The sequence below is a fragment of the Fluviicoccus sp. genome (assembly GCF_030646115.1).
In the GTDB taxonomy this organism is placed as follows: domain Bacteria; phylum Pseudomonadota; class Gammaproteobacteria; order Pseudomonadales; family Moraxellaceae; genus Fluviicoccus.
In genome coordinates this window covers 1-12,950 of sequence record NZ_JAUSMX010000018.1, presented here as the reverse complement: position 1 = coordinate 12,950, position 12,950 = coordinate 1, and the positions used below count along the sequence as shown (strand labels likewise).

Genomic DNA, 12,950 nt, shown 5'->3' with positions numbered 1-12,950 from the left:
GTCACTATACCAAGCAACTGCTTGGTTTATTAATCCGCCGGGGTAATCATGACTCACTCGCGCCACGACTGGAACCGCGCCGAACTGCGCGCCTTGTTCGACCTGCCGTTCAACGACCTGCTGTTCCGGGCGCAGACTGTACACAGGGAGCATTTCGACCCCAACGCAGTGCAGGTCAGCACCCTGTTGTCGATCAAGACCGGCGCCTGCCCGGAAGACTGTAAGTACTGTTCGCAGTCAGGCCATTATGACACCGGTCTCGACAAGGAAAAACTGCTGGAAATCGAGAAAGTGGTGACTGAGGCCAAGGCCGCCCGCGAAACCGGCGCCAGCCGCTTCTGCATGGGCGCAGCCTGGCGCAGTCCGCGCGACAAGGACATGCCCTACGTGCTGGAAATGGTCAAGCAGGTCAAGGCGCTGGGCATGGAAACCTGCATGACGCTGGGCATGCTGGCCCCCGAACAGGCCAAGGCGCTGGGTGAGGCCGGTCTGGACTATTACAACCACAACCTCGACACCTCGCCGGAATACTACGGCAAGATCATCACCACCCGCAGCTACGCGGACCGGCTGAATACCCTGGCGCATGTGCGCGAGGCTGGCATCAAGGTCTGTTCCGGCGGCATCATCGGCATGGGTGAAAAGCGCGAAGACCGCATCGGCCTGCTGATGGAACTGGCCAACTTGCCGGAGCACCCGGACTCGGTGCCCATCAACATGCTGGTGAAGATTGCCGGTACACCGCTGGGTGATGTGGATGATCTGGAGCCGTTTGAGTTTGTGCGTACCGTGGCCGTCGCCCGCATCATCATGCCGAAGTCCTTTGTCCGCCTGTCTGCGGGTCGCGAGAAGATGAACGAGCAATTGCAGGCCTGGTGTTTCTTTGCCGGCGCCAACTCCATTTTCTACGGTGACAAGTTGCTGACCACCAGCAATCCCGAAACCCACGCCGACCGCCAGTTGTTCGACAAGCTGGGCATCCACGCGCTTCAGGTAAAAACGGCTGAGCCGGACAGCCTGCCGGTGACCGCACCCAAGTCCTCTGCCTTGTGGCGGGACGCCATGTCCGCCTGACGGTCGTCGCAGTGCCCGCTACATCAGCGGGCAGTGCAGGAGCCTGCCATGTCATTGCAAGCCTTCCGTCTGGGCGAAAAGCTGGCGGAAAGGCAGCTGCAACAGCGGCTGCGCCAGTGCAAAACCCACGACTCCGCCCAGGGAACCTGGCTGGAACGTGACGGTCGCCGTTACCGTAATTTTTCCAGCAATGACTACCTCGGACTGGCCGCCCATCCCCAGGTGACCGCCGCTTTGGTGGCGGCCGCTTCCCATTATGGCGTCGGCAGCGGCGCAGCGCATCTGGTTTGCGGTCACACCCGAGAGCATCAGGCGCTGGAAGAGGAGCTGGCGGCGTTTACCGGCCGCGAAGCTGCCATCCTGTTTTCTACGGGTTACATGGCCAATCTTGGCACGATACAGGCGCTTGCCGGGCGGGGCGATGCCGTTTTTGAAGATCGGCTCAATCATGCTTCGCTGCTGGATGGCGGTTTGGCTAGTGAGGCCCGTTTTCAGCGTTACCGGCACAACGACGAAAGGCATCTGCGCTCTTTGCTGGCGGCATCGGCGGCTTCGGCAAAGCTGGTGGTCACCGATTCGGTGTTCAGCATGGACGGCGATCTGGCGCCCTTGGCGGGCCTGTCCGGCCTGTGCCGGGATCACGATGCTGCGCTGATGGTGGATGACGCTCATGGCTTCGGCGTGCTGGGTCCGAGGGGAGAGGGTACACCCGCTCATTTCGGCTGTCCGACTGATGATATTCCGGTCTACATGGCCACGCTTGGCAAGGCAGTCGGAACCTTCGGGGCCTTTGTCGCGGGTAGCCGGGAGTTGGTGGATTTCCTGACCAATTTCGCCAGGCCTTATATCTACACGACTGCAATGCCGCCTGCGCTCGCCGCCGCGACACGTCAAAGTCTGCGCCTGGTTCAGGCCGAATCCTGGCGACGTGAACACCTGCAAGCGCTGATCCGCCGCTTCCGCACCGCCGCCAATGATCAAGGCTGGGTATTGATGCCCAGCGAAACCGCTATCCAGCCTTTGCTGTTGGGGGAGGAAATGAAGGCGCTGGCTTTGAGCCGGGCATTGGAGGAACGGGGCTTCTGGGTCACGGCCATCCGTCCGCCGACCGTTCCGGTTGGGCAATCGCGGTTGCGCATTACGCTGACAGCCGGGCATAGCGAAGCCGATGTTGATGCCCTGCTTGATGCGCTGGCGGATTTACGGGAGCGACAAACTTGAGTCTTCCTGTGCTGGTGTTGCTGGCGGGCTGGGGTGTTCCCGCTACGGTCTGGACGCCGGTCGCGGCAGCCCTGCAAACCCGGTTCAGGGTTATTAACCTTGATTTGTTGAGCCAGCCCCCGGGCTGCAGTTCCCTGGAAGAGTACATACGCGGGCTGGAATCCCGAATTCCTGAAAAGGCGGTCTGGCTGGGGTGGTCGCTGGGCGGTATGGTGGCGGCACGGTTGGCGGAGGCATACCCTGACCGGGTCAGCCGTTTGTTGCTGGTGGCGGCGAATGCCTGTTTTGTCCGCCAGCCGGATTACAGAACCGCCATGCCGGAAGCGGATTTTCAGTCCTTCCGGCAAGATTTTGCGCATGCCCCGTCTCAGGCCTGGCAGCGGTTCCTGTCTCTGCAATGTCTGGGCGCTGCAACGGCCAAGGCCGACCGCCGACAATTGCTGGCGATGTGCGGAGAGAAATTACCCGCCGCAGCCGACTGGCTGGATATCCAGTTGGGCTGGCTTGAACATGAGGACGTTCGCACCATGTTGGAGTCGTTGGCATGTCCCGTGGCCTGGCTGGGCGGGGCTGAGGACTTGTTGATCCCTATAGCCGCAGGCCCTGCAATCTGTCCGGATAACACCGTGTTCGAGGCTTCAGCCCATCTCCCTTTTCTTTCTGAGCCGGAGCGATTCAAACAATGGATTTGCAGCCGGGCCGCAGGCCAGACCTCATGAACGCACACGCCGATATTCCCGACCGGATGCGCATTGCCCGGCGTTTCGGAGCCGCTGCTGCCGACTACGATCGTGAAGCCCTGGCGCAGCGCCGCTCGGCGGAGCGGTTGCTGGCGGGAGCCGTGTTCGATGGACGGACGCTGGATATCGGCTGCGGCACCGGCTGGATGACGGAGCGGATTGCTTCGTTAACAGCGGAGGTCGTGGCGTTGGATATCTCCCACGCCATGCTGATGTCTGCGCCTTTACAGCAGTCCAACATCCGGCGTATCCAGGCCGATGCATATTCCTTGCCGGTTGCGACAGGCAGTGTCCATCACATCGTGAGTAATTTCGCCCTGCAATGGCTGCATTCACCGGAGCCGTTCGCGGGTGAGTTGAGCCGTGTACTGCACCCCGCCGGGACGTTCCGGCTGGCCATGCCGGTGGACGGCTCCCTGCGCGAGTTGCGGCAGGCATGGCTTGATGTTGAGGACACCCCCCCGATCAACCGCTTCCTGTCCGCCGAGTCCTGGGGCATTGCATGTCAGCGGCAAGGACTGGTGCTCCTTAAATGGGAAGTCATGCCGATGTACCAGTATTACCCGACTGTCCGTGACATGTTGCGCGCCCTGAAAAGCATTGGCGCCAGCGAAACCCACGAACCCCGTCGCTCCGGCCTGTGGGGGAAGGGTAAATTGCAGGCGCTGGAGGCGGCGATGGAGCCGTTCCGCACCGTTGAAGGACTGCCGTTGCGTTATGATGTATTGCAAATCCAAGGGTATAAACCATGAAGGCCTATTTTCTCACCGGCACCGACACCGGCATCGGAAAGACTACGGTAGCATGCGCCTTGCTTGCCAAGGCCCGGCAACAGGGGCGAAGCACCTTGGGCCTGAAACCAGTTGCCGCCGGTTGCGAACCAACACCGGAAGGGCTGCGGAACAGTGATGCCCTTCAGCTTCAAGCAGTGAGCACCATCAAGCTCAGCTACCCGGAGGTCAATCCGGTGGCGCTGGCTGAACCCTTGTCGCCGCATCTGGCCGCCCGCGCCGCCGGCCGCCGGCTTACCATCTTCCAGCTTACCGGACATGTCCGATCCGGCCTCATGCATCGTGCCGATTTGACATTAGTGGAGGGGGCAGGGGGCTGGCGGGTTCCGCTCAGTGACCGCGAATTGTTATCAGGCTTGCCTAAGGATCTGAAAATGCCGGTGGTGCTGGTGGTCGGTATGAGGCTCGGCTGCCTGAATCATGCCGTGCTGACGGCCGAGGCCATTATCAAGGACGGTTTGCGACTGGCCGGCTGGGTGGCCAACCAGACCGATCCGGAGATGCAGGCGGTGGAGGACAATCTGGCCACCCTGCGCGCCATGTTGCCCGGACCCTGCCTGGGCTTCATTCCTTACCAGCTTGAAACCGATCCGGAGATCATGGCGGCGCACCTGGATATTTCTCCTCTCATTGGCTAAAGAAAGGGACTGTTGCCGGAGCGGTTTCTCTTGCTATGATCCGCCCGGAATCAAAAGGATATACCTGTCATGTCACAGCGGCCAATCGGCCTTTTCCTGCGCTCCCTGGCGGATAATCTCTTAGCTGCGTTGCTGATGCTGGCGGGTTTGCGCCGTGCGTTTGTCCATCTGCATCCCTCACCGGCCCAGTTCCTGTTTTTTCTCACCGGCAGCCTGCTCACCAGCCTGGTTTTTGATTTGATCAGCGAAGGTTTTCCCGGATCACCGGACCCGGTCGGTTTTGCGGTTTTCCTGCTGCCGCCCTTTTTCTGGGTGATTTTCGGGCTTTTCCTCGCCCAGCGCTACGGCGTCTGGCGTCTGGTGCTGGGGCCGGTCATTCTCTGGTTGGTCGCGGATATCCTGGTCGGGCTTTTTCAGTCGGCCATACAGTGGGCGGGGCAGAACTCATTGCTGCCGCTATGGCTCGGCGACGCCATCCCCAATATTTATCTGGTGCTTTTCGCTTGGCCGACGGTAGCGGTCATCCTGGTCTTCGGCCGGCAACTGGCGTGGGGATGGTGGTTACGAGGCGCGGTCATGAGTGGCGTTCTGGTTTTCCTCTACGGTTGGACCTATCTATTCGCCGACCAACGGCTGTGGTTCGCCCAGACCGAAATTGGCGAGGTCGCACCACCTCGCATCACCGAAGAAGCAGCGGTATATCTACAGCCGTTATTGCTTAGTCGGGCGCTGGCTCGCGTGGAGCCGGGAACGCCGGGCCAAGTGGACTGGTATTTCCTGGGGGTAGGCGGGGCGGCATACCAAAGTGTCTTTCGCCGTGAAACCGAGTCGGTGCAAAGCCTGTTTGACACCCGTTTTGACACTGAAGGGCACTCACTGGTGCTGATCAATGACGATGACACGGCGTTGACGCAGCCGATTGCCACGCGCACCAGCATCACCCGAGCCCTGGAAACCCTGGGGCAGCGCATGAATCGTGATGAAGATGTGCTGTTCCTGTTCATGACTTCACACGGTACGCCAGAGGGATTGTTCGAGCTTAGCCACCAACCGCTGCAACTTGAAAGCGTGACACCGGAGTGGCTCAGGTCCGCGCTCGACAAGGCTGGCATTCATTGGCGGGTCATCGTGCTTTCCTCCTGCTATTCCGGCATGTTCATTCCCGCCCTGAAGTCGCCGGACTCGCTGGTCATTACTGCGGCGGCGGCTGACAAAGCCTCTTTCGGCTGTTCCGATGATGCGGATTTTACCTATTTCGGCCGGGCATTTTTTGATGAGTCCCTGCGTCAGGAAAACTCCTTGCTGGATGCGGTCAAGTCCGCAGGCCGTAGTATAGCCGTGAGGGAAAAGGAAGAGGGCTTTCAGCCTTCAGACCCCCAGGTCAGTCTGGGCGTGCAGATGGAGAAGGTGTTGCCGGTGCTGGAGAAGGGTTTGTTTCCGGATCGCTCGATTATCGACGATGGTGAAGAGGGCGCGCCCTGAGGAGCGCCCACAGACAATCAGCAGAAATCCTTGATGTTCTTGCGGGTTTGTTCAAGGCGTTTCTTCTTGTCTTCTTCTGTCATGACCTTGATGTTGCCCTTGCCGTCATCCTCACGGATGTTGGCTCTTTGCAGGGTCTCCAGATCCTTTTGCCACTGCACGCAGTTTTCCTTGTTCAGTTCGCGGGTTTTAGCGTCAAGCTGATCGGCGTTCTTTTTACCATTCTCCTTGGCTGCAGCTTCTTCCCGGCCTTTATTAGACTCACCCCGTTTTTTTTCGAGATCAGCCAAGGCTTTCTCCGTGTCCACCGGAATCCGGGTTCGCACATTGACGGTTTCAACGCGGCTGTCCTTGTTCATGCCTTCTGGAGGGCTCTGCGAGTAATGGGTGACACCTTTTTCATCCACCCATTTGTAGAAGTCCTGCTCGGCCTGGACCCCCAACGCGACGCAGGCAAAAAAGCTTATTGTTATCAGTTGCTTGATCATCATGAATGGCTCCCGCCATATTAAAGACTGCTATTTGTTGCTGAATATAGCTGTTTTGGGGCGAATTGATAAGGCATCGGCTGTGTAAGAAAATGTATTCCGCGTCCCGGCTCCAAAAAATAGCGGCGATGACTTGACAGACGGGGCTGAAGTCTAAAAAATGTTACCCTTTTTAGTGGAAGGGTTGCTGTGCCGCAAGTCACCCTCTTGCGCCGCGCAATCACGGTGAAGCCGGTCCGGCCCTGCTGAACGCAGTCCGGAAGAAACGACTTGTCAGAAACCAGGAGGCCTACCCGGCCCGAGGTCGCAGCGCACCCAACCGGTGCCGGCAACGAGTCAGGCGGACCCCCTCTGATCCATTCGACAGGCAGCCAGGCTGCCATCTGCAAGGGTGATACTCGTGGAACTTTTATCTGGTGGTGAAATGCTCATCCGCGCCCTCGCCGACGAGGGTGTGGAATTCGTCTTCGGCTACCCCGGCGGCACGGTGCTCCATATTTATGACGCTGTCTTCCAGCAAGACAAGGTCAAGCACATTCTGGTCCGTCACGAACAGGCGGCCGGGCACATGGCCGATGCCTATTCCCGCTCCACCGGCAAGACCGGCGTGGTGCTGGTGACGTCCGGCCCCGGGGCAACCAATACCGTCACGGCCATCGCGACAGCCTACATGGACTCCATTCCCATGGTTGTCATCTCCGGTCAGGTGCCATCGCATCTCATCGGTGAAGACGCATTCCAGGAAACGGACATGATGGGCATTTCCCGTCCCATCGTGAAGCACAGCTTCCAGGTCCGCAAGGCCAGCGATATTCCCGGCATGGTCAAGAAGGCGTTCTATATTGCCGCTTCTGGCCGTCCGGGCCCGGTGGTCATCGACATTCCGAAGGACTGCACCAACCCCAACGAAAAATTCCCGTACGAGTACCCCGATAAGGTCAAGATGCGCTCGTACAATCCGCCGGGACGCGGCCATGCCGGTCAAATCCGCAAGGCAATTGATGAATTGGTGCAAGCCAAGCGCCCCGTCATTTATGCTGGCGGCGGTGTGGTTCAGGGGAATGCTTCGGCGTTGCTGACCGAACTGGCGCACCTGCTCAATTATCCGGTGACCAATACCCTGATGGGTTTGGGCGGCTTCCCTGGTTCCGATCCGCAGTTTGTGGGTATGTTGGGCATGCATGGCACTTACGAAGCCAATATGGCCATGCACCATTCCGACCTGATCCTGGCTATCGGCGCCCGTTTCGACGACCGTGTCACCAACAACACCAAGAAGTTCTGCACCGGCGCCAAGGTCATCCATATCGACATTGATCCGGCCGCCATCTCCAAGACGATCACGGCGCATATCCCCATCGTGGGCGCGGTTGAACCGATTCTCACCGAGATGCTGTCACAACTGAAGCAGTTGGGCGTCAATAAGCCCAACCCTGACGTGTTGGCCCAATGGTGGCAGCAAATCAATCAATGGCGTGGGCATCACGGCCTTCGTTATGAAGCCGCCAAGCCAGGCGATGAAATGAAGCCGCAACAAGTCATCGAGATGCTGTACAAGGTGACTGAGGGCCAGGCCATCATCACCTCCGATGTTGGCCAGCACCAGATGTTTGCGGCCCTGTACTACAAGTACGATCGCCCGCGTCAGTGGATCAATTCCGGCGGCCTGGGCACCATGGGTTTCGGCCTGCCGGCCGCCATGGGCTGCCTGATGGCCTTCCCTGAACAGACCGTGGTTTGTGTCACCGGTGAAGCCTCCATCCAGATGAACATCCAGGAGTTGTCGACCTGCCTGCAATACGGGCTGCCGGTCAAGATCCTGAACCTGAACAACCGCGCCCTCGGCATGGTGAAACAGTGGCAGGACATGCAATATGAAGGTCGTCATTCCCAGTCCTACATGGAATCGCTGCCGGACTTCGTCAAGCTGGTGGAAGCCTACGGCCATGTCGGCATGAAAATTACCGACCCCGCCGAACTGGAAAGCAAGATGCGTGAAGCCATGGCGATGAAGGATCGTCTGGTGTTCATGGATGTCTATGTGGACCAATTCGAGCATGTGTACCCGATGCAGATCCAGGGGAACTCCATGCGTGATATGTGGCTGTCGAAAACGGAGCGTACTTGATCATGCGTCGTATTATTTCTGTGCTGATGGAAAACGAACCAGGCGCGCTGTCACGTCTGGTCGGCCTGTTCGCCCAACGCGGTTACAACATCGAAACCCTGACCGTCGCCCCGACAGACGACCCTACCTTGTCGCGTCTGACTCTCACCACCAACGGTGATGAGCACAAGATCGAACAGGTCACCAAACAACTCAACAAGCTGGTGGAAGTGGTCAAGGTTGTGGACCTCAGCGAGGGTGCGCACATTGAGCGCGAGCTGATGCTGATCAAGGTCAAGGCCACCGGCGCTGTTCGGGCCGAGATCAAGCGCACTGCAGATATCTTCCGCGGCCAGATCGTCGATGTCACCCCAACCACCTATACCCTGCAACTGGCTGGCACCTCCGACAAGCTGGATGCCTTCATCCAGGCATTGTCTGAAACCACGGTGCTGGAAGTGGTGCGCAGTGGCGTCTCGGGCATTGCCCGTGGCGAAAAGGTTTTGAGCATTTAACGTTAACCCCGCCCTTCCCGGAACAGGGGAGGGCCCGGCTCGGGGCGAACCCCGGTCCCCCAACCAAGAGGAACTCTCATGCAAGTTTATTACGATAAAGACGCCGACCTTTCCATTATCCGTGGCAAGAAAGTCGCCATCATCGGTTACGGTTCGCAGGGCCATGCCCATGCCCAGAACCTGCGCGACTCCGGCGTTGACGTTACCGTCGGCCTGCGCAAGGGCGGTGCATCCTGGTCCAAGGTTGAAGCAGCCGGCATCAAGGTTTCCGAAGTCAATGACGCCGTCAAGAACGCCGACGTGGTCATGATCCTGCTGCCGGATGAAAATATTCCGGAAGTCTATGCCAACAACGTTGCCCCCAACATCAAGCAAGGGGCAACCCTGGCTTTCGCCCACGGTTTCAATGTGCACTACAATCAGGTCATTCCCCGTGCCGACCTCGATGTGATCATGGTTGCCCCCAAGGGCCCCGGTCACACCGTGCGTTCCGAATACCTGAAGGGTGGCGGCGTGCCGTCCCTGATCGCCATTTACCAGGATACGTCCGGTAACGCCAAGCAAATCGCCCTGTCCTACGCAGCAGCCAACGGCGGCACCAAGGGCGGCGTCATTGAAACCAACTTCCGCGAAGAAACCGAAACCGACCTGTTCGGCGAACAGGCTGTTCTGTGCGGCGGCGCCGTTGAGCTGGTGAAGATGGGCTTCGAAACGCTGACGGAAGCCGGTTACGCTCCTGAAATGGCTTACTTCGAGTGCCTGCACGAACTGAAGCTGATTGTTGACCTGATGTACGAAGGCGGCATCGCCAACATGAACTACTCCATCTCGAACAATGCCGAATACGGCGAATACGTGACTGGACCGGAAGTCATCAATGAGCAATCCCGTGAAGCCATGCGTAATGCCCTGAAGCGCATCCAGACCGGTGAATACGCCAAGATGTTCATCCTGGAAGGCAAGACCAACTACCCGGCCATGACTGCCCGTCGCCGCCTGAACGCCGCACATCAAATCGAAGTGGTCGGTGGTCAACTGCGTGCAATGATGCCGTGGATCCACAAAAACAAGCTGGTTGACCAGACCAAGAACTGATCCGTCAGTCTTGTTCGGGAAGAGGGCGCACGGGTTGCGCCCTTTTTCATTTTTTTCACTGAAACAAATCCCGAAGTCGCGCATCAAATCAACAAAGACATGGCGTCTGGCCGGTTGCGTGATTATCATCGGGGTTTTAAGGGAACAGGTGCCTAAGCACATGCACAAACCGACTGATGACCAGGATGATTACGAAGGCATCACCTTCGAGGTGGAAGAGGAAGAGGATGACGGGGCCGGACAAAAGGTTCGTAACAAGGGTATTTACCTGTTGCCGAACCTGTTTACGACGGCTGCTCTCTTTTCCGGATTCTACGCAATCGTCGCAGCCATGAAAGGCCTTTATGAACCGGCAGCCATCGCTATCTTCATGGCAGCTGTTTTTGACGGCATGGATGGTCGTGTAGCACGGATGACCAATACGCAAAGTGCGTTTGGGGAGCAATATGATTCATTGTCCGATCTGGTTTCGTTTGGTGTTGCGCCGGCATTGTTGGCGTATAGCTGGAGCCTGAGCCATCTCGGAAAGTTTGGCTGGATTTGTTCTTTTGTTTACCTGACATCGGCGGCATTCCGTCTTGCTCGTTTCAATGTGCAGATCGGCAGTGTGGACAAGCGTTACTTCATCGGGCTGGCCAGCCCGTTGTCGGCAGCGTTAATTGCCAGCATGGTGTGGGCGTCCGTAGACAATCATATTCCCGGTCTGGATGGGGATTACGCCATTCTGCCTGCCATCATGACGGTCCTGGCCGGGTTCCTGATGGTCAGTAACTTCCGCTACTACAGTTTCAAGCAGCTGGACCGGAGCCGGGTGCCGTTCGCCGTCATGCTGCCGATGGTGCTGGTCATCGGCATTGTTGCCAACGACCTGCCGATCGGCTTGCTGGCAGTCTCAATCGTGTATGCCGCATCAGCGCCGGTTACCGCGCTGTGGAACAAACTGCGCCCCGCTTCCTGACCGTGCCGGTTGGGCAGGGCGAAAGGAGAACGCCATGTCCAACCATTTTCCGCGCAACCCTCGCGTTGTCCCCGATGAAGTTACCCCTGAGTCCGTATTCATGGAGCGCCGCTCCCTGCTGAAGAGCCTGGGTTACCTTGGCATGGGTTCACTGATGCCATCCGTGGTTCAGGCTGGCAGTGCCCCTTATGTGCAGGAGTCGGAACGGTTCAATGCCCCGGTCTGGCTAAGACAGAAGATTGCAAGCCGCAAGCCCGCATTGAATGGCACGGGTGAAGTCCTGACCCCCTATGACAGCGTCACCACCTACAACAACTTCTACGAATTCGGCCTCGACAAGGAAGATCCTGCCGAACGTTCAACGGATTTTCGTCCGGACCCTTGGCGGGTCAGCATTGAAGGGCTGTGCAACAAACCTGGCAATTACACGCTGGAAGACATTCTGAAGCCCCATACCCTGGAAGATCGCATCTACAGGTTCCGATGCGTCGAGGCGTGGTCCATGGTAGTGCCATGGCTGGGTTTCTCTTTGGCGGATCTGTTACGCCGCTTTGATCCCAAAAAAGAAGCCAAATATGTCGAATTCACGACACTGGAAGACGTGAAGCAGTTTCCAAACCAGCGAAGTCGTTCACTGGACTGGCCTTACGTCGAAGGGCTGCGCCTGGATGAAGCCATGCACCCCTTGGCATTGATGGCGGTTGGCGTCTATGGCCGAAGCCTGCCTCCGCAAAACGGTGCGCCATTGCGCTTGATTGTTCCCTGGAAATACGGTTTCAAGAGCATCAAGTCAATAGTCAGAATTCGCTTCGTGGCCTCCCAGCCCCGAACAACCTGGGCGGCGATGGCGCCCGGTGAATACGGGTTCTACGCCAATGTCAATCCGGCCGTCGATCATCCCCGCTGGTCGCAATCCCGTGAACGCCGGCTGCCAGCCTCTTTGTTCAATCCCAATTGGAAACCGACGCTGCCCTTCAATGGCTACGCCCGTGAAGTCAGCAGCCTATATGCAGGCATGGATTTGAGGAAGTACTTCTAATGTCACCGCAAAGGAGAGCGGCAATCAAAAGAGTCACGGTCTTTCTGATTCTGCTGCTGCCGCTAATCTTGATGATGGCAAACGCCATGTTGAACCGTTTGGGACCCGACCCAGCCAAGGCGGTGGTCGATAACACTGGCTTATGGGCGTTTCGCATACTGTTACTGTGCTTGGCTATGACCCCGCTTCGGATAATCACCGGGCATAGCATCTGGATATCCTACCGCAGAATGCTAGGGCTGTATGCCTTGTTCTACGCCTGTCTCCACCTGTCGGCATACGCAATATTGCTGCTTGGCGGTGACTTGGCGCAACTTTCCAAAGAGTTGGTCAAGAGGCCGTATATTGTCGTAGGGTTTTCAGCTTGGCTACTGATGATTCCATTGGGGGTAACGTCCACCAAACGCTGGCAAAAGCGCTTGGGGAAAAAATGGCTGCATTTGCACAAAGCTGTATATGTGACCGCAGTTCTGGGCATGCTCCACTTCATCTGGCTCAAAAAACTGGGAATATGGGCAGTCTGGCCTTATGCCTTGATTCTGGGAGCGCTTCTGATACTGCGCCTGCCTGTCGTCAAGAGCGTTGTAACCTCCACGCGGACCAAAAAAGCAACATGAATTCCCGTATTGGATGGAATTCTGAGCGTTCGGCAAGAATCCAAGGAAAACCCTTTGACAGTGAGCTCACAGGCCCTATAATGCGCCCCACGCTGACGCGCTGCTGGCTAAATAAGCCAAGCAAAAACAATAACTTGCCTTAGGTTGGGTGTTGTTTTCGGGTCTGGAGGCGGTGGTTCGAAAGA

The 12,950-nt window shown here is 57.8% G+C and carries 13 protein-coding genes; 12 read left to right on the top strand and 1 reads right to left on the bottom strand.

The annotated features are described in order from the left end of the window. Positions 1–48: 48 nt before the first annotated feature. From bioB to Q7T36_RS11915, 6 genes are all read left to right on the top strand, one after another. Entirely contained in the window at positions 49–1,074 is a 1,026-nt protein-coding gene (gene bioB, locus Q7T36_RS11940; protein ID WP_304848591.1) for a biotin synthase BioB, read from the top strand. A gap of 48 nt (positions 1,075–1,122) precedes the next feature. Further along, positions 1,123–2,295: an 8-amino-7-oxononanoate synthase gene (gene bioF / locus Q7T36_RS11935; protein WP_304848588.1), complete on the top strand. Its 1,173-nt coding sequence runs from the start codon at positions 1,123–1,125 to the stop codon at positions 2,293–2,295. After that, positions 2,292–3,014, top strand: a complete 723-nt coding sequence (locus Q7T36_RS11930) for an alpha/beta fold hydrolase (protein WP_304848585.1) — start codon at positions 2,292–2,294, stop codon at positions 3,012–3,014. The genes bioF and Q7T36_RS11930 overlap by 4 nt, the downstream gene beginning before the upstream one ends. Next, the gene (locus Q7T36_RS11925; protein ID WP_304848583.1) at positions 3,011–3,787 is read left to right on the top strand and encodes a methyltransferase domain-containing protein; all 777 of its coding nucleotides are present in this window, start codon (positions 3,011–3,013) and stop codon (positions 3,785–3,787) included. The genes Q7T36_RS11930 and Q7T36_RS11925 overlap by 4 nt, the downstream gene beginning before the upstream one ends. Next, the gene (bioD, locus tag Q7T36_RS11920; RefSeq protein ID WP_304848580.1) at positions 3,784–4,464 is read left to right on the top strand and encodes a dethiobiotin synthase; all 681 of its coding nucleotides are present in this window, start codon (positions 3,784–3,786) and stop codon (positions 4,462–4,464) included. Before Q7T36_RS11925 ends, bioD begins: the two co-directional genes overlap by 4 nt. Positions 4,465–4,533: 69 nt before the next feature. Beyond that, positions 4,534–5,946, top strand: coding sequence for a C13 family peptidase (locus Q7T36_RS11915; protein ID WP_304848577.1), 1,413 nt, complete (start codon positions 4,534–4,536; stop codon positions 5,944–5,946). A 17-nt stretch (positions 5,947–5,963) separates the two neighbouring features. On the opposite strand, the gene Q7T36_RS11910 is transcribed toward Q7T36_RS11915, so the two are convergent. Next, on the bottom strand, positions 5,964–6,434 hold the full coding sequence (locus Q7T36_RS11910; RefSeq protein ID WP_304848573.1) for a DUF4124 domain-containing protein: 471 nt from the start codon (positions 6,432–6,434) through the stop codon (positions 5,964–5,966). A 400-nt stretch (positions 6,435–6,834) separates the two neighbouring features. On the opposite strand from Q7T36_RS11910, the gene Q7T36_RS11905 reads away from it, so the two are divergent. The 6 genes from Q7T36_RS11905 to Q7T36_RS11880 all read left to right on the top strand — a co-directional run bounded on the left by Q7T36_RS11905 (position 6,835) and on the right by Q7T36_RS11880 (position 12,765). Continuing rightward, the gene (locus Q7T36_RS11905) at positions 6,835–8,562 is read left to right on the top strand and encodes an acetolactate synthase 3 large subunit (protein ID WP_304848569.1); all 1,728 of its coding nucleotides are present in this window, start codon (positions 6,835–6,837) and stop codon (positions 8,560–8,562) included. Between the two features lie 2 nt (positions 8,563–8,564). Then, positions 8,565–9,056 carry an acetolactate synthase small subunit gene (gene ilvN, locus Q7T36_RS11900; protein ID WP_304848565.1) on the top strand — a complete coding sequence of 164 codons (492 nt, stop codon included), beginning with the start codon at positions 8,565–8,567 and terminating at the stop codon, positions 9,054–9,056. 78 nt (positions 9,057–9,134) lie between these two features. Beyond that, on the top strand, positions 9,135–10,151 hold the full coding sequence (gene ilvC, locus Q7T36_RS11895) for a ketol-acid reductoisomerase (protein WP_304848562.1): 1,017 nt from the start codon (positions 9,135–9,137) through the stop codon (positions 10,149–10,151). 160 nt (positions 10,152–10,311) lie between these two features. Further along, complete coding sequence (gene pssA / locus Q7T36_RS11890; RefSeq protein ID WP_304848559.1) at positions 10,312–11,109, top strand: CDP-diacylglycerol--serine O-phosphatidyltransferase; 798 nt, start codon at positions 10,312–10,314, stop codon at positions 11,107–11,109. Positions 11,110–11,143: 34 nt separating this feature from the next. Next, complete coding sequence (msrP, locus tag Q7T36_RS11885) at positions 11,144–12,148, top strand: protein-methionine-sulfoxide reductase catalytic subunit MsrP (RefSeq protein WP_304848556.1); 1,005 nt, start codon at positions 11,144–11,146, stop codon at positions 12,146–12,148. Next, entirely contained in the window at positions 12,148–12,765 is a 618-nt protein-coding gene (locus Q7T36_RS11880) for a sulfite oxidase heme-binding subunit YedZ (RefSeq protein WP_304848553.1), read from the top strand. Before msrP ends, Q7T36_RS11880 begins: the two co-directional genes overlap by 1 nt. Positions 12,766–12,950: the final 185 nt, after the last annotated feature.